The 17325-nt window shown below is 43.6% G+C and carries 22 protein-coding genes; 7 read left to right on the top strand and 15 right to left on the bottom strand.

Annotated elements, in window-relative coordinates; all coding sequences use genetic code 11:
* Together FWF39_RS09405 and FWF39_RS09400 are read left to right on the top strand one after the other, a co-directional pair.
* A partial coding sequence (locus FWF39_RS09405) for a DUF5915 domain-containing protein (protein WP_343383186.1) occupies positions 1-522 on the top strand: 522 nt, incomplete at its 5' end.
* An 8-nt stretch (positions 523-530) separates the two neighbouring features.
* Complete coding sequence (locus tag FWF39_RS09400) at positions 531-695, top strand: hypothetical protein (RefSeq protein ID WP_343383185.1); 165 nt, start codon at positions 531-533, stop codon at positions 693-695.
* Positions 696-879: 184 nt separating this feature from the next.
* Here FWF39_RS09400 and FWF39_RS09395 read toward each other — a convergent pair whose 3' ends face one another.
* The 7 genes from FWF39_RS09395 to FWF39_RS09365 all read right to left on the bottom strand — a co-directional run bounded on the left by FWF39_RS09395 (position 880) and on the right by FWF39_RS09365 (position 5151).
* On the bottom strand, positions 880-2106 hold the full coding sequence (locus FWF39_RS09395) for an isopropylmalate synthase (protein WP_343383184.1): 1227 nt from the start codon (positions 2104-2106) through the stop codon (positions 880-882).
* Positions 2107-2283: 177 nt separating this feature from the next.
* Positions 2284-2595, bottom strand: a complete 312-nt coding sequence (locus FWF39_RS09390) for an Rpp14/Pop5 family protein (protein ID WP_343383183.1) — start codon at positions 2593-2595, stop codon at positions 2284-2286.
* Positions 2592-3326 (bottom strand): RNase P subunit p30 family protein, encoded by a 735-nt coding sequence (locus FWF39_RS09385; protein ID WP_343383182.1) that lies wholly within the window; start codon positions 3324-3326, stop codon positions 2592-2594. Before FWF39_RS09385 ends, FWF39_RS09390 begins: the two co-directional genes overlap by 4 nt.
* Positions 3323-3769 (bottom strand): RNA-binding domain-containing protein, encoded by a 447-nt coding sequence (locus FWF39_RS09380; protein ID WP_343383181.1) that lies wholly within the window; start codon positions 3767-3769, stop codon positions 3323-3325. Before FWF39_RS09380 ends, FWF39_RS09385 begins: the two co-directional genes overlap by 4 nt.
* 40 nt (positions 3770-3809) lie before the next feature.
* Positions 3810-4004 (bottom strand): ribosomal protein L13e, encoded by a 195-nt coding sequence (locus tag FWF39_RS09375; RefSeq protein ID WP_343383180.1) that lies wholly within the window; start codon positions 4002-4004, stop codon positions 3810-3812.
* On the bottom strand, positions 4004-4621 hold the full coding sequence (locus tag FWF39_RS09370) for a 50S ribosomal protein L15e (RefSeq protein ID WP_343383179.1): 618 nt from the start codon (positions 4619-4621) through the stop codon (positions 4004-4006). The genes FWF39_RS09375 and FWF39_RS09370 overlap by 1 nt, the downstream gene beginning before the upstream one ends.
* 230 nt (positions 4622-4851) lie before the next feature.
* Positions 4852-5151 (bottom strand): hypothetical protein, encoded by a 300-nt coding sequence (locus FWF39_RS09365; protein ID WP_343383178.1) that lies wholly within the window; start codon positions 5149-5151, stop codon positions 4852-4854.
* A 138-nt stretch (positions 5152-5289) separates the two neighbouring features.
* Here FWF39_RS09365 and FWF39_RS09360 point away from each other — a divergent pair, with 138 nt between their 5' ends.
* The 4 genes from FWF39_RS09360 to FWF39_RS09345 all read left to right on the top strand — a co-directional run bounded on the left by FWF39_RS09360 (position 5290) and on the right by FWF39_RS09345 (position 8330).
* The gene (locus tag FWF39_RS09360) at positions 5290-5427 is read left to right on the top strand and encodes a hypothetical protein (protein ID WP_343383177.1); all 138 of its coding nucleotides are present in this window, start codon (positions 5290-5292) and stop codon (positions 5425-5427) included.
* Between the two features lie 120 nt (positions 5428-5547).
* Positions 5548-6321, top strand: a complete 774-nt coding sequence (locus FWF39_RS09355; RefSeq protein WP_343383176.1) for a hypothetical protein — start codon at positions 5548-5550, stop codon at positions 6319-6321.
* A gap of 158 nt (positions 6322-6479) precedes the next feature.
* A complete protein-coding gene (locus FWF39_RS09350) occupies positions 6480-7064 on the top strand; it encodes a hypothetical protein (RefSeq protein WP_343383175.1) in 585 nt (194 codons plus the stop codon).
* Positions 7065-7067: 3 nt separating this feature from the next.
* Positions 7068-8330, top strand: a complete 1263-nt coding sequence (locus FWF39_RS09345; RefSeq protein WP_343383174.1) for a 4Fe-4S binding protein — start codon at positions 7068-7070, stop codon at positions 8328-8330.
* 202 nt (positions 8331-8532) lie between these two features.
* Here FWF39_RS09345 and FWF39_RS09340 read toward each other — a convergent pair whose 3' ends face one another.
* Positions 8533-8898: a PadR family transcriptional regulator gene (locus FWF39_RS09340; RefSeq protein ID WP_343383173.1), complete on the bottom strand. Its 366-nt coding sequence runs from the start codon at positions 8896-8898 to the stop codon at positions 8533-8535.
* Positions 8899-9164: 266 nt separating this feature from the next.
* Between FWF39_RS09340 and FWF39_RS09335 the strand changes: the two genes are divergently transcribed.
* Positions 9165-10796: a radical SAM protein gene (locus FWF39_RS09335; RefSeq protein WP_343383172.1), complete on the top strand. Its 1632-nt coding sequence runs from the start codon at positions 9165-9167 to the stop codon at positions 10794-10796.
* On the opposite strand, the gene FWF39_RS09330 is transcribed toward FWF39_RS09335, so the two are convergent.
* The 7 genes from FWF39_RS09330 to FWF39_RS09300 form a co-directional block, all read right to left on the bottom strand.
* Positions 10793-11680 carry a tRNA (adenine-N1)-methyltransferase gene (locus tag FWF39_RS09330; protein WP_343383171.1) on the bottom strand — a complete coding sequence of 296 codons (888 nt, stop codon included), beginning with the start codon at positions 11678-11680 and terminating at the stop codon, positions 10793-10795. The two genes, FWF39_RS09335 and FWF39_RS09330, sit on opposite strands and share 4 nt — an antisense overlap.
* Positions 11681-11949: 269 nt before the next feature.
* Complete coding sequence (locus tag FWF39_RS09325) at positions 11950-12336, bottom strand: hypothetical protein (protein ID WP_343383170.1); 387 nt, start codon at positions 12334-12336, stop codon at positions 11950-11952.
* Between the two features lie 332 nt (positions 12337-12668).
* The gene (locus FWF39_RS09320; protein WP_343383169.1) at positions 12669-13649 is read right to left on the bottom strand and encodes a ferritin-like domain-containing protein; all 981 of its coding nucleotides are present in this window, start codon (positions 13647-13649) and stop codon (positions 12669-12671) included.
* A gap of 85 nt (positions 13650-13734) precedes the next feature.
* Positions 13735-14484: a DUF996 domain-containing protein gene (locus FWF39_RS09315; RefSeq protein ID WP_343383187.1), complete on the bottom strand. Its 750-nt coding sequence runs from the start codon at positions 14482-14484 to the stop codon at positions 13735-13737.
* 210 nt (positions 14485-14694) lie between these two features.
* Positions 14695-15501 carry a YhfC family glutamic-type intramembrane protease gene (locus FWF39_RS09310; RefSeq protein ID WP_343383168.1) on the bottom strand — a complete coding sequence of 269 codons (807 nt, stop codon included), beginning with the start codon at positions 15499-15501 and terminating at the stop codon, positions 14695-14697.
* 283 nt (positions 15502-15784) lie between these two features.
* Entirely contained in the window at positions 15785-16213 is a 429-nt protein-coding gene (locus tag FWF39_RS09305) for a pyridoxamine 5'-phosphate oxidase family protein (protein WP_343383167.1), read from the bottom strand.
* Between the two features lie 99 nt (positions 16214-16312).
* Positions 16313-17152, bottom strand: a complete 840-nt coding sequence (locus FWF39_RS09300; RefSeq protein WP_343383166.1) for a hypothetical protein — start codon at positions 17150-17152, stop codon at positions 16313-16315.
* Between the last annotated feature and the right edge of the window lie 173 nt (positions 17153-17325).

The raw sequence follows: 17325 nt of genomic DNA, 5'->3' as shown, positions 1-17325 counted from the left end.
GTTTCAATTTCCTTTGCCGCACGCCAACAAGGAAAACTCAAACGCCGCTGGCCACTAAGCAAAGCAATCGTTGTGGCACCCGAAAAAACTCTGCAAGCACTAAAAACCCTCGAAGAGCTATTTCTAGAGCAGACCAACGTTAAATCAGTCGAATATAGCCAAACGGTTCCAGCAGATGCAGATAGTGAAAACTGGGTTTCCCGCCAAGAAGATGAGATTACAGTGTTTATCAGTGGTCAACGTGACGACACCCTGCTAGGTGAGGGTATTATGCGTGATTTAGCCCGCCGAGTTCAAGCACTGCGTAAAGAGAAGGGATTTGTACCCACCGAAGTACTCGAAGCAGTCCACATAGCAGAACTAGATGCAGAAAGCGCAACTCTGCTTGAACCCTACATAGAAACTATGGCAGGCTTAGTACGTACCCAAAAAGTCTATCTACACACAAACTGCAGTGAAATCGAAACACAATGGCATGAATCAGAACTTGACGGCAAAAAAATATGGATAACCCTACACTAGGCGATAAAATGACAGAAAAAAATCTATACAAATGCCCTCACTGCGCCTGCATTTTTTTAACACAAGCAGACCTACAAAGACACAACGCCACCTTTGGTACAACCAAAGACCAGCATGAGCAAAAATATAAAAAAACTCATGACAGACTCGAATTCGGCTTTAGCGACGAATAACAAGTGAAAAGTGTCGACGCTGGCGGCACTTTTGAGCAGATCACGCTATACACCATTTTTTGATAAACAAAAACCCTGAAGAGTACACGTAATTAAGTTAATTCAGAAATAAGCATGCATAAGCTTGAGTTGTATTACCCAAAAGCTGAGTGATTAGGGTTTAAAAAGAAGAAGGGAGGGGTATTTAGTGGCAGGTGTTTTCTGGAAGAACCTTTAGGATCCGGAGGATCTTGTGGAATTCTTCTTCTTGTAGTGATGCTCGGCGTCCGTTTGCGTAGAGGTCTTTTATGGTTTCAACGACTGTTGCAACTACTGTGTCGTCGGGTTCGTTGCCGGTTAGTTCGGTGATTTTGTGTTTTATAATGCCTTTGCCGCTTTGTTTGCCGATGGTTAGGCGTCGTGCGTTGCCAACTAGTTCGGGTGGGTAGGGTTCGTAGGTCCAGGGGTCGTTTAGAACGCCGTGTGTGTGGATGCCTGATTCGTGGGCAAATCCATAGTCTCCGACGATGGCTTTGTTGGGTGGGACGACAAATCCTGTTGCTTTGCCGATATAGTTTGCTGTGTCTTTGAGTGTGTGGAGTTTGCCTTCGAATCGTTTGATGCCGCGTTGTAGGTAGAAGTTGAGTAGGATTTTTTCTGTTTCTGCGTTGCCTGCGCGTTCGCCTATGCCTAGGAATGTGGTGCTGGCGTAGACTTTGTCAAATAGGCCGTCTGCTGCTTGGATGGCGGCCATGGTGTTGCCGACTGCGTTGCCGAAGTCGTCGTGTGCGTGAATTTCAAGGGATGGGATTTTTGTTTCTTTTTTGATGGCTACTACTTTGGCGGGTATGCCGTTTGGCATGGGTGCGTTTTGGTCGGGTAGGCCGATGCCTACTGTGTCACAGAGGCGGTAGCATTCGGCGCCTGCGTCGGCTATGGCGTTTATGAATTTTCGTTCAAAGTCCCAGTCGGCGCGAGTGCTGTCTTCGCCGTGCACAAAGGTTCGTAGGCCGCAGGTTTTTGCGGCGTATTCGGTAACCTCGACGACGTTTGATAGGATTTGTTCGGCTGTTTTTTCGGGCCATTTTGCTTTGAAGTGTATAAATGATACGGGGTGTGAGATGCCGACTTCTTTGAAGCCGCATTTGACGGCGCTGTCTATGTCTTCTTTGACGGCTCGACACCAGCCTGCAACTCGCATGTCTAGGTTTTGGTCTAGAATGAGTTTGGCTGCGTGTTTGTCGGGTTCTTGGTAGTGAAATACTTCTATGCGTCCAACGCCTAAATCACAGAGTAAACTGGCTATTTTGGCGGCGTCTTTTGGTCCCACGGCTAAGCCGGGCATTTGGATACCGTCTCTTAGGGTGGTATCGTCGATTATTGCTTCTGTTTTTAGGGGGGGCAGTTTGAAGAAGAAATCTTTTATGTCCATTTTATGCTCTCCTTTGTCTAGTTTTGCGTTTCTCCTTACGCCTTTATATAGGGTAATTAACGTTTGTATATCGTTGATAAAGGTTTCTGGTATATTTGTGTACAGTTGTTCAAGGAATTTAAGACTTTAAACTCGAATGTCTTAACATTAGTCAAAATAAACCTTTACATACGTAAATTAAAGGTTTGAAAAAAGTGCCTTAATTGTCCCTGAAACAGATAATACATGCACCGATGCCTCCACCCCAGCCACTGAGGTAACTGCGGCTAAACCCGCTCGCACCGAGGGCAAAGAAGCAAGCAAAACCCGTATCACCACAACTTTTCGGGTTGTATTAAAATCAATCAAAGATAACCCAGTCAAACTTGCCCCAACCTCACCATAGAGCTTAGTTACAGAATCCCAAAGAGCATCCATAAGCTCCCGCTCGCTGGGCAACCCTTCGCATTCTAGTTGCAGAGCTAAATAACGGCGTTTGGTACGTTTCAAGTCATCTCAGCTCCTCGGATCAGAGTTATACCAGGCGCCACAAACTTGGAACGCAGCTTTTCACGGTTACGCTCTATTAGGGTATTTGGAGTTGTAGACAGGGCATCTAGGGCTTGGGGTTGGTTTAGCCCAAACAAATAACAAAGACACGCTAAATCTTTGGGCATGCGCATCAAATGGGATTCTGAAGCGCCGCTGGAAACTAGAAGGGGCACCTTGAATTCTTGGGCAAGAGCAACCTCACGGCGCAAATTGGAAAGTAGTCGCACACGTGCTGGACCTTCCAAAATCAGCAGAGGCCTAATGTCTACTTCGAGTGCGGCTAAGCCTGCACTGGCTAATTCGGCTTCAGCGCGGTCAAAAAACCGTTTATGGTAATCCAAACTGGGAAAGTTTAGCAGATCCACACGACGGTCTTTGGCGGCTTGACGTGCAATCTCTTTATCATCACAGATAATGCAGATGATTTCAAGACGACGACGGTTTTTGCGAAGAAAACGCATCAAATCCTCAGTGTTGCGAGGTTTAAAATCTACTCGGCTGATAAAATCTAGGCCTGCTTGATTGCAGGCGGCTCTTAGCAGATTCAGTTGGTTGTCTTCGAATTGTGCAGAGAGGGGTATACTTATGGCATGGTAGCCAAAGCAGGCGGCGCGCTCAATTAGGCGCTGGGTTGTTTGGGGGTCTTTGGGGTTTGCCCTAAGATGGAGATCGATGCATCTGCGTTTCATGGCAGTAGCCCAGATTGTTTAGCTAACTCGATGATTTCATCTGGGGTTTTATTTTTAAAATGGATTTTTAAGTGGATGGGGTCAGTTTGTGTAAATTTGAGTAAGCCTAAAACTGCGACTTGTTTATCAAAGCGCAAATACAGGTTGCCTTTTTCGAGGTGTTGGGTTATGTCTTGGTTTAGTTGTTCTTTGTCAAGGGTATTTAGATCAGTGCCGAATTTTTTGAGAACTAGGGGTAAGAGTTTACGCTCGGTTAGTTTGGCGGTTAATAAAATGATGGGGTTGGTATGATGCCCACTTAGTTTAGTTTTCTCAAAGAGAAGGGTTTCTTGAAGTTCCGCAGGAAAGAGATTTTTTGCGGCACCTTCAACTTTACCCGGATCTTCGGTTGCGTGTGCTGATACGCGTATATCGATGTATCCTATGGAAAGTTTTGACGACATTTGTTGTCGAGCGTTTTGTGTATGTCGGTGGCTTTTAGCTTTACGGTTTGAGATGTGCTTTTATAGCTTCGATGTTTTGGTCGCGTTGGCTACTGCGGCGGACATCAACGGGTAGCCCGGCATTTCGGGCTTGTTGGATGCTAACGCCGGCGGCTTTGAGTTCATTTACGCTAAAGCCTCGGTTTTGTTTTTGCTTGCCGTTGGGTTTGGGGAAGGTGGGTTTGATGTGGTGCATTACTGCGGCCCATCTCCTTTGCGTTGGCGTTTTACGCCGTGGTGTTTCTTTGCACCCTTGCGGTGGCTTGGGCGAGCTTTTTCTGCGCCTGCACCACGGTTACGTAGTCCACGGACGCTTTTACCTGCGCTGGTCATGCTACGGAATACACGGCTTGTGTGTTGTCTCTCAGTTATCCAGCTGATGTGTTTGTCAGTTTGTATGGTTGGTGCATTGGGGTCAACGAGGATAACTTCAAACCATTTGTGTCTGCCGTCTTCTCCAACCCAGTAGCTGTTGAGCACCTCAAGGTTGGGAAAGTGCTTTGCAGTACGTTCTTCTGCGATTAATCTAAGATTTTTAGCGGGTTTAAATTTGTTAACACCCATACGTTTTGGGCGTCTGCCGGAGCGGGGACGAATTTTGCGCAATCCGCCTCTGCGGACTTTGGTTCGTGCAATTACGAATCCCTGCTTGGCTTTATATCCTAGTTTACGGGCTCGGTCGAGCCTTGTGGGGTTTTCTATTCTAAGAGTAGAGGGCTGTTTGCGCCACTGAATTAAGCGCTGACGCATTAAATCGTCAACAAAGCTTTCTTCAGGCTTTGCCCATTCTTCAGCGATGTATTTGTATGCCATTTCAAATCACTTTTTTTGTTTGCGGTTCAGCCTTTCGGCCACATCCCAACGGACAAGATATCCGCCTATAGACCCCACCAACAACATGCAACAAAATAAAGCTTTTCACACCACTACACCATACAGATGATAACTAACCAAAAAAACGCTTCAGATAACCAAAGAAACAACAAACTAAAACACCAAGCTGGACAACCAAAAATACACACCCTCACTGTGCATATCACAGTCTATGCCGTTTCAGGGGCGGGTTTGGGTTTGGGGCTGAGTTTTTGTTTTAAGCCGTAAACGAATGCAAGAAACCAAAATGTTACTGTTGCCCAGCCTAGTATAAAGGCTAGAGTATTTCCCACCAAATAGTATGCGATCTCAAAACCGACGATGGAGATAAAAGTTAAAAATGAACCAACTATGCTAAAGCCCCGCAGATAATTACGGTTCTTAATTACGGCCCGCAACATCCAAAGTAAAGCGATAAAGTTTATGATACCAGCAATATCTAGGATCGTATTCGCAACTGGATCAATCATTTTTTCTTGTTTCCTAAGCCAAACAGGGTATGCTCTAACTTAAGGTTGCCGTAGCCCCAAGCTCTGGGATGTAAAATGCCTTAAAAATGTTAAAGTCCAGTATTGTATATCCGCGAAAGGAGAGGGGTGAGAAAAAAAATGATTTCGCGAGATTGTGATGGTTGCGGGTTGCAGAGACCCTGCATCAAACGTTTCCGCAAAGTAAGGTTAGGCGAAAAAGTTTACTGTCCAGACGGTACAGCTCATCTAGTGGATCAAGCAAGCCTGCTTGCATAAATCGCCTAAAAAGGAACAGCAAAGTGTTCAAACTGTTCCAACCTCATTTTATTTGACAATCATAGGAACAAATTATGGGAAAATAATATATAGTCAAACTGCAACGTGTGGTAAAGAGGAATGAAGTTGAAAGCATTTCGAATTGCAATTATAGTAGCTGCATTTTTCATCAGCGGTTTTTTGTGCCTCAGCATGGTTTCAGCGCTTGGATCAAATGAAGCCACAGCTTCTGTCAGATGGTCAAAAACATCACCCCAACCCGGAGATACAGTAACAATCACACTTAGTTTCGAAAACAAACTTCAAAAACAGATACAAATAGCCAGAATAGGTATAAATGGCGACTGGATACCTCCAGATAGTGGAGGAAATCCCCAATTTGTAGGTCCCCAATACGTCTCAAGCCCTGTCACAGTTGCAGCTGGAGAGACCTTCACTTCTGAGACTTACAGCATCGCAATTCCGTCAACCATAAGAGCTGGAATACACACCTACTACGTTGCTGTTGATGGATATGACTCCACAGGCTCAGGCTTTTCATGGGATTCACCACAATTCTCCATAACAATTGGCGATGCCAGCACTGTCTCATCAACCCCAGGCCCAAGTTCAACAAACTCTGAACCAAACAACAACTCTTCATTGGAGACCTCAACAATCATTGCTATCATAACCGTCACAGGAATCGTTGCCGTAATCGCTATAGCACTGTTTATGTCGCGCAGAAACAAACAACCAGCACCCGTGTTCGCAAACCAACCACCCAATAACCAACCACCCAATAACCAACCATGGCCGTCTGCACCAAAAGAAGAAAAAGACGACGAATACGAAGCAGTCGCAGAAGAAGAAGAGGAATCCAGCGAATCTCAACAACAAAACTTTGATATTTAATAGCAGCTATTCAGCGTTTAACAAATAAAGGCCATTAACGGCCTTTATATCCAAACATCTTTTAATAACGATTGCTATAAGGACATATCTTGCTAATATCTAAGCTCCGGTCAGCCCAAGTGGGTATAGTAGTAAGTATTTTTTTAAGTCTAGTTATTTTGCCAGTTATTCCAAGCATTCAAGCGCAAAATACAACCAGTTTTATGCCCACCGATAATTTCAGTATTCCCCAGCTGGGTGGCTCCATCAACTTTGCCGTGAACGGCTCCTACAGATCAGCTGTTTTAGAGAATAATACATGGGTTTTTAGAGGCTTAGTACTTAACAGCTCTCAAACTCGGGGAACCCTCTATATCTCCGTTGAGAACTCTAATGTAACAATAACTGACTTTCGCTCCATCTCTGCGTTTGGGCGTTCTCAATATTTGAGGTATATCGCAGAGGGTGAAGGAGTGCAAAGAATTAATTTAGGCATCAACTATACAACCAATTCTGCGGATTGGATGGTAACACTTAACCGCCAATATATAAATGAAGGCGAAGGCTGGCAACTACGACGGGGCAATACAGTAGTTGTTAATGGGCAAATTGGCAACGTTACTGTGATCCACTACAACTGGGATATACCCAATGATAATGACCGGCCCTTCTATGAACAGCATTCAGTTGCGCTAACAGTTGTTGCAGTGGTCGTTGGCACCGTTTTAGCGGCTACAGTAATTAGCATAAAAGCGAGGCGATAACAGATGTCTGCAGTGCAAACCGAAAACTCACCGCTTATTGTCATACCCATCTACATACTGATCGTTATCATCAGCTCCATCTTGATCTTTAAACTTACCAAGGATAAAACCAAGAAAATCAGCTCACTAAGGCTTGTTATCCAAATAGCAGCCGTTGTCGCTGTTTTTATGGGACTTATTTTAGGTCCCTTTAATGTTCCGCTTTTTCAACCGTTAGGACCCGCACCCAGAGACCATCTCATAGGAGCAGACTTTTTGGGCAATCAGTTTCCTGATGGGATCTCCTTTCCGATTCTAGCATGCTACTATCCTAATGGACGCACAGTAACCTGTCCAATTTGGCAACTTCAAGCCTACATTTTTCCGTTTTGGGATCATGCCCGTGGCTACAACGTGATTTACTCTACATCGGGACTGGAGAAAATAGGTATTGTAGTGGGGCTGGTGGCTGCGGCAGCTATAATACTTGGCCGATCTGTCTGCGGATGGCTTTGTCCGTTTGGTTTGTATCAAGATGTGCTGACACGAATCCGCAAGTTGACACGACGTCGGCATCTAAGTTTTTCAAATAAGACTAATGTTAAACTTGGTCAGGCTCGATACATTATAATTGCAGTATTTCTCTTGCTAAGTGTCATTTTTGGTTCATATGCTATATTTGGCACTGAACTTGTCCCTGGGACAATTCCTGGCGGGCCGCAGGGAACGGAAGCTGGAATAATAGGTAAAATTAACGAACCTTTCTGTTTGGTCTGCCCTGCAAGGCCATTGTGTGTTCTAGCAGAATGTGCTGTGGGAGCGATGAGCTATAGTTATGTCTCTCAGATAGCCTATGGTCCGTTTTGGATAGAGGGCGGTTATATATCCTCTATAAACATAACAGTTCTTATCATCGTTAGCATTTTGGCTTTTGCATACCGGCGGTTCTGGTGCCGTATCTGTCCATTGGGTGCTATAACAGGGTTTTTCAGCACCTTTAAACCATTTAACCGTATTGCGCTTACCAAACTTGAGAAAGATCAGCAAAAATGTACCAAATGCGGCGTTTGTAAACGTGCCTGTCCTACACAAGCAACAGCGATGTATGACAAAAAAGGCGGGGATGTCACTGAATCCCGATGTATGCTCTGTGCAAGATGCGTTGAGATCTGCCCCTATGAGGGTGCTCTAAAGATGACGTTTGCTGGGAAAACTCTAGTTGAATCCAAAAATTGGCTAGAGGGACAAAAAGCAAACCCGACAACAGCTAATAACACAACACAATAACCCACTCAATCCGTTTCTAACGTCTATAAAAAAGTGCCAGAGCTTTGTTTGGTGGCACCCTTCTTTAGCAACTATTTACGTTATTTGCCAACTTGAATAGCGGGTATAAAATTTGTGATTTAAAAAGTTGAATATATCGTGATAATCAGCTGTTAGAAAGTATAAGTTGCTTGGTCAAGTTATCTCAGGGAGATAGCTTGTTTTAGCAGACGCAACTTGGAACAGCGCGTTCGGTTACAATATCGGGAGTTATTTTTCGGCAGATATGCACAAGGGATTCTTCTGTGAAATTAAGTACACTGTGCCCATCAGTGGTTAAGCGGTAAATTTTTCTTGGACGTTCGCAGGACATATCCCATTTGCTGTCGATGAACCCTTTCTTTTCAAGTACGCCCAATAGTGGATAGACGGTGCTTGGACCAAAGTAAACGCCAAAATTTTTGCGGATACGGGTAATGATTTGATAACCGTGCATAGATTCGGTATTTAGGAACTGCAGAACAATCACGTCAAGCAGGCCCTTGGTGAGTTTTGTTGAAACCTCTTTTTGTTCACTCGCTTTAAACATATCTTTTTTCTTCCCCTTTCTCTCTGTTTGTTTGCTTAATAACTACACTTAGTACACAGCGATATAAATCTTGTCTAATTTTAGCAATTTTGCCGATTTACAGCAGCATTTCAACATAAAAACAAAACACCAAAAACCAAACCACCCCACAACAGAGCAACAACCAATACATACTCCAAACCGCGCCCGCATAAAGGACCAACGTACAGCAATTTTTAAAAGGAAAATACACATATTGGAACTCTAACCCAGAGAGGAATAGAAGGTTGGAAACAACAAGCGGTAAAAAAATTGTCCTCACAGCATCAGCAACTGAAATGAGTGACTTCCTAAATAACCCATTCATCGCTTTTTCAGGAGGATTTGGCAAAGGCCCAATCCCACTCTCATATGTACGCAAAACCCTCTATCCACACCGCCCTCAACGGGCAGATGGTCAAGCAAGCTACGTACCATATGGACTGCGAAAAGTCGAATCCATTCTCCTTGAAGGCGGATTCTCACCAGACGACATCGCAGTTGCATACCCCGAAGACCTGTCCAAATTCATCGGCCCCCAAACCAAAGTCGTGGGCATATCAAGCATGGACCCCACAGGCATGGGCTATGTCAGCAAAACCTACAGCTCCATCGTAGGCGGCGGCGAATCAATGAACCGCATCGAATTCCGCAAACTCGTCATGCACCCCGCCATAAAAAAATACAGACCCAAAATCATCGTCGGCGGATATGGCTCATGGCAACTCGAACGCCAAAACGTCTCAGAAAGCTACGGAGTCGACTGCGTTTTAATGGGCGGCAGACCAGGACCCATAGTAGAGCTGTTTAAAAAAGCACTCAACGATGAACCCCTGCCCCGGCTAGCAAAAGCCGACGAATCCCTCAACAATTGGGATTACAACCAAGAAATACCCACAATCCAAAACGTCGCAATCCACGGCGCAGTAGAAATCAACAAAGGCTGCGGCAGAAACTGCCAATTCTGCACACCCACCATGCAACACAAAATCGATGTGCCGATGGACAAAATCATGAAAGAAGTCGCCCTAAGCGTAGCACAAGGCAGCGATCACATCACCCTAATCACCGAAGACATGTTCCTCTACGGCCAAAAAGACCCCCAGTTTATCCCTAACCGCGAAGCAGTGGTTAAACTCTTCAAAACCGTCGCAGATTACCCAGGCGTAAAAAGCATCCAAGCCGCACACATGTCACTAGCACCTGTCTGGAACGACCCCCAAATGATAACTGAGCTAGCAGAAATACTCATCGAAAAATCCTGGTACTCCTTTGGAAAAAAACCAATAATCACAGCCGAAACAGGCGTCGAAACAGGCAGTCCACGCCTAATGAAAAAATACATGGCAGGCAAAATGCTACCCTTCCAACCCGAACAATGGCAAGACGTCGTCACCAACGCCTTTGGCATACTAAACGACAACGACTGGTATCCACTATCAACATTTATCATCGGATTACCCGACGAGAAAGAAGAAGACATGCTCCAAACACTAGAGCTTATGGATAAACTCAAAGACTACAACGCATTCTATGTACCACTCTTCTTTGTACCCCTAGAAAACTGTGTCCTAATGAAACAAAAAGGCACCGAAATGGATTCCCTCAGCAAAGCCCGCTGGGACTTCTTCATTAAATGCTGGGAATACAACATTAAAATCTGGAAACCAACATTTCTAGAAAACCGCCTGCCAAACCCAATGCTCTACAACACCTTTGACAAATTCATCATCCCCTACTTTGGCAAAATCTTGGGCGCCTACTACGGTTTAACACGCGGTGCCAGCGGCGAACAATTTAAACAAGCCGTCTATCAACTAAGCATGCCCATGCCCGATAACGGCAGAAAAGTAAAAGGAAAAGTAAAAACAAAAGCTTAGGCAGAATCTTCTGCCATAACTTCACTATTTTCTGATTCTATATCTAAACTATCAAAATCCGAATCAGCTATAGCGGCTTCTTGCTCAACAATTGGGCTGTCAGTTTGTGCGAGCTTGATTATTTTTCTAGCATGAGTAATGTAGCCGGTGTGCCCGGTCATCATGGTGTTGGGCCGGGTTTTACCGCGCTCCACCTGCATTGTACGCATAAGACACTCAATGGTCTCGATAAAAACAAAGCCGCTGTCACGAAGAGCCTCAGTTGTCCGCACAACTTGATCAATAGTGGGACTAAAAGAAACAACAACTCCGGAGGGTTTTAGCGCCTCATAAACATGAGGAACCACCAACCAAGGAACAGCTAAATCCAAAACAGCCGCATCTAGATCTCGTTCGGCAATACCCATGGTAACATCGCCGCTTTTCATCTCTACATTATCGATAAGTTTGGATCGCTGAAGGTTTTTAGCAGCATTTTTTTGGAATTCAGGACGCAACTCGTAGGTATAGACCTTGCCCGTTGGACCAACATAATGTGCTAATGCGCTGGTTAATGCGCCTGTACCTGTGCCGGATTCAAACACACGACTTCCAGGCCCAATTCCACTAAACATAACAATCAAAGCAGCATCTTTGGGATAGACGATTTGGGTGTTGCGGCCAGATTTCATCATGTAATCAGTTAAGGTCGGTTTAAGGGTGGTGAAAGTAACGCCTAGACTACTCTTGATGGGTTCTCCAAATTCTTTACCGATGATTTCATCAAGTTTTAGATATCCTTTGTGGGTATGGAAAGTTTGCCCAGCCTGCATTTTAATCATGTAGGTACGGCGTGCGTCAAGGTAAATGAGTACATAGTCACCGTCTTGGATTATATCAGCCAAAGTTTGTTCCTTCCGAAAGTGAGAGATACATCTTGATCCATTTAAGCTTTAGATCCAAACACAGCCGCTAAATAAGGAAAAGAAACAAGTTTCACAGCACTACCTCAAACAAACACGAAAGTCTAAATTGGGATTATAAAACATAGAAGTACAAAAAAAGAGCAACGCACTGTCCATCAAAAATTGGGTACTAGTTGAACATATTCTATAGTTAAATGCCAAATGGCCAGCAGTTTTACTGTAAAATTGGAAAAATAAAGACAAACAGATTATGTGTTGTGTGTAGTAATTAGTTCAGGTTTGGTTTTCACTGGTTGTAGTGGAGAGTTTGGTGTGTGAGATGATTGGAAGTATACTACTTTGGAAATTCGGTGTTTATCTAGCCAGCCCATTCTTGAGAGCTGATTCAGATAGTTGCTCTCGACTGCGCGACATCTCCCGGTAAGGTTGGAAACCTGTACAGCATCACATTTCCCTTTTGATAGTACAATCATATAGGTTTTCCTAAGGTGGTCCGGCAGACTGATTAGATTAGATTCAGTCATTGGCAGGGGTGCAAGATTAAATTTTGAAAAATTATTCTCGATATCATCGAGCCTCACTCGTATACTTATCATTTCTCGATAGATCTGATCTAATACGGATCTTCTAACCATGTCAACCCTTCCTTGCTTAAACAATCAAGCGCATATGATAGAATTTATTTAATAGTTTTTGAGAACGCAACTTTGTTGTTAGTGAAGAAAAATGGGCAGCATGAGAAGAGAACTTTACAAGCTTGCAAACTCAAGCTTACAAGCGCTTAGAAGCTAAGTTACAACAAACAGTAAGAAAAAAACAGTGTGCCAGCCGGTAGTTGAAATTAAACAACACGTGGAAATAAAAACAGGGTATGATCTAAGCGGCATAAGCCATTATTTGAGGTTCTTGAAATCAACCACAGCATAGTGAAACATAAAGAGTAACTTCAAAAAAATAAGAGAAGAGGTTACTTTACGTAGTCGTCAAATGTCCAGAAGTGTTCTTCTTCTTGAATAATTATGTCTTCAAATAGGCGTCGTGTTGTTGTGTCACCAAGTTCGAGGGCTTTGGTGATGATTTTGCGGTAGAGTATGATTGTGTCGCTTTCAAGTTTGTGATCTAAAACCAAAAAATCTTGGGCGGTTTCACCCACTACCGGCAGAGGATCGGGGTTGGCTACGGCTTCGCCTTCAAGGAGATAGATGCGTTCGCTGATTTTTTCGAGGTGGTCCATCTCTTGCATAAATATGGGTTTGAGAAGTTTGCTGACTACTGCGGCTTTGTTTGTTTCTGTGACGGTTTCAAGGGCAGTGCTTTTTTCTCGGAGGGCAAGGAGCGCCATTTTTTCATGCTGGTTGATGTATTGGATAATGCCTGTGATTTCAGCAGATACTGCTTTGTTGAGAAGGGTAAAGTAGTCGTTTGTGTAGATGTTTCGCCACTCTGGCAGGGGCACTTTGCTTGGTTGGTCGGGTTCGTTTTGGAAGTTTAGGTATTCTTGGAATTTAAAGAGGTGTTCTTCTTCTTCATGATAGATTTTTTCAAAGAGTGTTCGTGTTTGCCAGTCGCCTATTTTTCCAGCGGTTTCTATGATTTGGCGGTAGAGTGTTAGGGATTCTTCTTCTGCGGTGACACCGTTTTTAGCAAATTCGCTTAGGGTATTGCCGATGTGGACTTTGCCTGAGATAGGAAGGGCTTTGCCGCCAAGATAGTAAATGCGCTCGATGATGTCGGCGGCATGTTTCATTTCTTGGATTGCAAATTCGTAAAGAAAGCTGCCGATTGCATCATAGGTGGTTTTGTTAAGTAAAATGTTTTCAGGGATTAGTTTTTTGATGAGTTTTTCCATTTTGCCATGCTGAAGAATGTATTGGACTGAGAGGCCTATTTCATGTTCTACGGCTTTGTTTAATAAATCAATATAATCTGCTGTTACCTTGACAGCCATAAAAATTACCTATGAAATGGAGCCATCCCCCAAATATAAAAATTGTTGTGGACCATAAATCAAGCGGGCGCCCAAAAACCGCTTGCTATGGCATTTGACTACCGCAGACACAACAATAGTTTGCATCTAAAACATTCTCAGCCCCACAATGCGAACAAGATTTTGTTGCTTGAGCAGGCTGTGAAGACGAATAGGAGTCAGTTTGCGGTGGAACATCAGATGGATAGGATTCAGGTGGGGGTGGAGCAACTTTGAGTTTATTGTAACCCAGAGCAGCAAAAATCCAACCGATCCAAGAAATAATAATACCAACAGATGGCAGTATTGCACCGATAAAGTAGAGTAAGCCCATGGTTTTAAATTCACCTACACCAGATTTGTCTGCTAGGGCATCAAAGGCGCGCTTATAGAGAAGACCACAATAGATCGATATAATGTAAACCACCACAACCAGCACTACTACAATAGCAAGAAAGCCGTAGATAGCGGTCATAAAATCAGTGGAAGAAGACCCACCAATTGCTGAACTTATCAGGTTAAACCCTGAAAAAAATGTTACTAAAACAAGCACTACACTAAGTATTGCACCTGTAATTATGTTTATCAGAAACGCTTTGAAAACATTCCAGAAAATTTCACGTGCATTGTAGTACTTGGATAAAATATACATTGACACCAAGAAGAGCACAAAACCAGCTAGTGCTATAGCCCCTAAGATTCCTGCGCCAACCATCAGACCCGGCATAAACGAATTGGCAAGTGCAGGACTAGAGTTTGAAGAATAAGATAATAGAGCAGCAAATAATTGTACAATAGCAACTGCATATACAACCACCAAAATAACAGGAGTTAAAATTGTTATTATGCTAGCTGTAAGCCCTAATTTTTACCTGTCTCAAGTGACATTTGTAAACCCCCAACCTATATAGCGCTATTCAGGTTAGTTAATAAGTCTTGTTATTTTGCATGCATCTTGGCTTCACAATAGCGCTATAAAACCTCGGCGAGTGGATAAATAAAGATGACAAACAAACAATATGATTGTTTATTCGTTTTCTTTTTGGGCATCTACTGTTAGAGTTGTGGGGGTATTGGGGGTGGGAGGAGTTTTTTTGCGTAATTCTTTGGTTGTATACCAAGCAACAAATAGTGAAGCGGAGGCTAAAAGGAAGAGTCCAACTTCAAAGAGTACCATAGAATCTCCTGCGAAAGGAACCAGAAAGTCCACGAACCCCATTGGTAACGCTATGAAAAACAGTTTTTTCTTTTTGTATACGACGGCCATAAAGCAGAGATAACCCCAGGCTATGTGAAACATTGCTGAGGATATTCGCTCCACCGTACCAAGCGCAACAAAACTTAGTGCCTCTGCATTTGAGGAAAACAATGCAGGCGCAGATTCAGCGAGCGTACCATAGATTAACTCTGCAACTGAACCTCCGCCAGATATGAGAAAATAGTAGGAAACCAAGTTGATAAGGGAGAGAACACTGATAAGCCCTACATTTTCCCAGAAAGCTAAACCAGAACCATAGGCTTCACCATCACGCTGATCAAGCTTACCCCGTTTAACTGCAAAATAGGCTATCGCATAAGCCAATCCCACTTCAAAAACAATCGTTTGCACCCCATAGTAAACACCTAAAGCCGCAGGACCAACACCTAGCACCAGATTGATAGTGGGTATTTGTACGGCATACTTTAGGGCAATGGCACCGGCGTATGCAATCAATGTGTAGAACCAGATGTTTTTGTGAAAACGACGTTTTTTATACCAATAAACCATCAGTGCACTACTAAAAATTATGACAATTATGGGCTGTAATATGAAAATGGGATTGATATTGTCCATAACAATTGTTAAGAAGATAACCTTAAAAAAACTTGGCCAAAAAAACCCGACAATACTACGCTAACAACTACTATGGGTTATGTACGCTTAAGCAACAGAACCAGCACTAGATCGGGACAACAAGAGACCACAGTTAAAAATAGAGAACAGCACTTTTAAGACGTTAAAGATAGTCACAAAAGAGAAAAGGGGTCATAAAAGGAGAGCAACAAAGAGAAAGAGAAATAGGATTTGTGTTGCGCATTGAGCAGTCTGTTGTGGCGGTAACAGTTGGAAGGGAGGTTTATTTCCAGTGACCCTGGTTCCAGCGGTAAAAACTGGTTGGGGTGATTTTAATTATGGGCAGGTCGCCTTCTTTCCATCCGCCTTCTTCTGTTTGGTATTCGGGGAATTTTTCTTTGAGTAATTCATGGGCATAGCGGTATTCTTCGCCGTCCCAGAGCAACTCGGCTTCGCCTTGGATACGGATACCTTTGATGTTAGACCAGTTTTCGCGGTCGTAGTCGTCGATAACTAGGGAAATCTGTGGGTTAGCTTCGATATGTTCCAGTTTAGGGGTATCAGGATCAGAGGCTATGTAGAAGTAGACGCCGTCAAAAACGGGCCAGACTGGCCGCACGACGGGTTCACAGTCCTCAGTCGCTGTTGCTAGACGCCCAACAGGGAGTTTTTGTATGAAAGCTTTATCGGATTTGGATAGTTTAATTCCCATTCGACCACCAATACATGATTAGGACTTGGGACATTTATTTGTCAACCTTTTTAAAAAACTTAATGCTTATGTTCCACCATTTAAGCTTTACCAAAACATCTATTTTTGACAACCTGGACAGATACAACAGTAGCCTCCGCCTAAACTCAGCTTTATCACCTCAGTACCGCATACCCCACAGAGCTTGCCTGCCATAGCAGAATGCATGACTGACGCGTATTTGCCGCGTCCACCATAGAGATCAACAAATTGGGTTTTGCCGCCCAAATTGAGTCTCTGTTTGGCCAAAGACCCTATGGCATCATAGAGCTTATGACGTTCAGCTTCGGTGAGCTCGGAGGCTCTCCGTTTGGGATGAATACCAGCACGGTAAACAACATCTTGGAAAGCACTATTGCCTAAACCTACAACGACGGCATCTTTACCCACAAGTGCAGTTTTTAGGTTTACATTTTTTTTCAAAAGCGTCTCTGAGAAACCCTCAAAAGTGAAGTCTTTATCGATTGGTGAGAGGGTTTGGGAGAAATCCCGTCTGTAGAGATAACTGGTATCGAGATCATTGTCTGCAAGGGCATGGATAATACCCATACCGGTTAAGAGAACCGTTAGAGCTGTTTGGTCGGTGAAGTCTAGTTTGAGGTGGAATTTTTCTGGGATTAGGCCGTCTTTTTTGTGGAAAAGAATTATGCCGCCATATTCAGGTGCCAAAAGCAGGTTTTGGGCATCAGAAAATTTGATCCGAACAACATTGCCGTGACAGATAACTGTTTCAACCGTTTGGTCGCATAATCGCTCAAAATCAGAAAGGCGGGGACTGATGAAACCCATGTTTTGGAATTTTGTACAATTTGCTAATTTATAGGCGGCAACTTCTTTGTCAGTTAATTCGCTGTTCATTTGTTGGGATAGAATGTGGACTTCTGCAAACTCGACACTCACAAGGACACCTAAACCGTTTCTGTTCTGGACCCATTTAACAATATCGGCAATATATTGCTTTGACCGCATTATAAATAAGTGTTGATTGTATATGTTAACACGTGCTTAGTTATGAATAAAAAGTACAGTGTTAACTTGACCAAAGATGAGCGTTGGATAATTTTTGAGACAAT

Source organism: Candidatus Bathycorpusculum sp. (assembly GCF_009778815.1).
In the GTDB taxonomy this organism is placed as follows: Archaea; Thermoproteota; Bathyarchaeia; order Bathyarchaeales; family Bathycorpusculaceae; genus Bathycorpusculum; species Bathycorpusculum hydrogenotrophicum.
This window is presented reverse-complemented; position numbering and strand designations above follow the sequence as displayed.